Annotated in this window: 3 protein-coding genes and 2 pseudogenes; 2 read left to right on the plus strand and 3 right to left on the minus strand. The window is 38.6% G+C overall.

Annotated elements, in window-relative coordinates:
* On the plus strand, nucleotides 1-682 hold a 682-nt coding region (locus VE944_RS05425; protein ID WP_324973405.1), incomplete at its 5' end, for an isochorismate synthase.
* 69 nt (nucleotides 683-751) lie between these two features.
* Here the strand turns inward: VE944_RS05425 and VE944_RS05430 are convergent.
* Entirely contained in the window at nucleotides 752-925 is a 174-nt protein-coding gene (locus VE944_RS05430) for a hypothetical protein (RefSeq protein ID WP_324973407.1), read from the minus strand.
* A 2-nt stretch (nucleotides 926-927) separates the two neighbouring features.
* Nucleotides 928-1,068: pseudogene (locus VE944_RS05435) on the minus strand (type II toxin-antitoxin system VapC family toxin); the annotation flags it as partial.
* Nucleotides 1,069-1,075: 7 nt separating this feature from the next.
* Here VE944_RS05435 and VE944_RS05440 point away from each other — a divergent pair.
* A complete protein-coding gene (locus VE944_RS05440; protein ID WP_324973410.1) occupies nucleotides 1,076-1,579 on the plus strand; it encodes a GNAT family N-acetyltransferase in 504 nt (167 codons plus the stop codon).
* Nucleotides 1,580-1,642: 63 nt separating this feature from the next.
* Here VE944_RS05440 and VE944_RS05445 read toward each other — a convergent pair.
* Nucleotides 1,643-1,880 (minus strand): annotated as a pseudogene (locus tag VE944_RS05445) (glutamate-5-semialdehyde dehydrogenase); the annotation flags it as partial.

Below are 1,880 nucleotides of genomic sequence, written 5' to 3' on the forward strand. Positions count from 1 at the left end.
TGACTTAGTTAAATCTTTAAATAATCTTAGGCGAATACATCCTAATTGTTATATTTTCTCTACAAGTAATGGCAAAGGACAAAACTTTATTGGTGCAAGTCCAGAAAGATTAATTAGTATTAATAATCAACAGTTAATCACGGATGCTTTAGCTGGTTCTGCACCACGAGGTAAAACCCCTGCTGAAGATGCAGCTAATGCCAATCGCTTGCTTAATAGTGAAAAAGAAAAGCATGAACATTCACTAGTGCTTGATTTCATTACACAACGCCTATGCCAGCTAGGTTTATTACCCCAAATATTAGCACCACGGCTGCGACAATTATCGAATATCCAGCATTTATGGACACCAATCAGCGCTACAGTTCCAGCTAACATACACCCATTAAAGATTGTTGCCCAATTGCATCCTACACCAGCCGTTGCTGGTGCAGCACGAGATGTTGCTTGTGCCGAAATTCGGCGTTATGAAAACTTTGAAAGAGGTTTGTATGCTGCGCCTCTGGGTTGGATAGATTCTCAGGGAAACTGCGAGTTTATTGTGGGAATTCGTTCAGCATTAATTGATGGCGATCGCGCAAGATTGTATGCTGGTGCTGGTATTGTTGCTGGTTCTGATCCTGACAAAGAATTTGCAGAGGTGCAACTTAAACTTCAGGCTTTGTTGAAAGCATTAGTTTAATAGCTAATTTATCAGCCACCGATGATTTTGCAACACTCGATCACTAAAATTTGCTTGGTTAGGGTGCAGCTATTTGTTAGACTGCTGACTTGGTTGTTTGAGTGGTACTGAGATTATTTTCCTTCCACTAACAGCTTGCTTCTTTTGCAAATCATCACAAATTGCTTGTAAATCGTAGTTAAACGACTTGGCGTCTTCTTCTCGAATTCTGTAAATATCTTCCAGAACTTCATCTTTCCACATTTTTATTCTCCCATTAATTCATAAGGTGTACAAATTGTTGGTAGCTCGTACCCAGCTTCAAGACTAATCTGTGATAATTTTTTCTGCATCTGAGCATTAGCAATATGTTTACAATTCCACGTTAACAGATAGTTTAAACTGTAATGATTTATGAAAATCGAAGTTGTAAAAGTTAGTCAACAACAAAAGTCAGTATTGTGTAATTTAATGGAACTATATCAGTATGACCTGAGTGAGATAGAAGCTAAAGATGTAGATGCTTCCGGCTTGTTTGGCTATCAATATCTTGATTACTATTGGACAGAACCTGAGCGACACCCATTTCTGGTTAAAGTTGATGATAAACTGGCAGGGTTTGTACTTGTTAATCAGCATACTTACCTTCATAATAATGCTAGATCTATTGCTGAGTTCTTTATCCTCAAGATGTATCGAATTCAGGGCATTGGTAAACAAGTAGCTACTCACATTTTCGAGCAGTTTCCTGGCAGATGGGAGGTACGGCAGACTGCTTTTAACTTAGGCGCACAAGCCTTTTGGAGCAAGGTAATTAGTCAATACACTAATGGAGCCTTTGACGAAGTTTTCTTAAATGATGACCGATGGCATGGCCCAATTAAAAGTTTTGACAATTCAGATAAATTATTAACATAAAAAATACACCGGATTAATCGATGTATTTCTAACGTTGCTCAAGCTTACAATTTTGACGATATTTTACACTAAATCCTGATGAGTAAAAGCCTTTGCATTCGCCCCAGTGTAAGTAGCGACAATATGACCATCGCCAGTCATTTGATATTTATATGTAACTAATCCTTCTAAACCAACGGGGCCGCGGGGAGGCATTTGTTGCGTACTAATTCCTACTTCTGCACCGAAACCATAGCGGAAACCATCAGCAAATCTGGTAGAACAATTGTGGAATATATTGGCTGAATTTACCAATCCCAAG

Source organism: Nostoc sp. (assembly GCF_035638895.1).
Taxonomy (GTDB): domain Bacteria; phylum Cyanobacteriota; class Cyanobacteriia; order Cyanobacteriales; family Nostocaceae; genus Nostoc.

Coding starts and splice junctions, on each gene's coding strand:
- VE944_RS05430 (WP_324973407.1), bottom strand. CDS start 925: ATGTGGAAAGATGAAGTTCTGGAAGATATTTACAGAATTCGAGAAGAA.
- VE944_RS05440 (WP_324973410.1), top strand. CDS start 1,076: ATGAAAATCGAAGTTGTAAAAGTTAGTCAACAACAAAAGTCAGTATTG.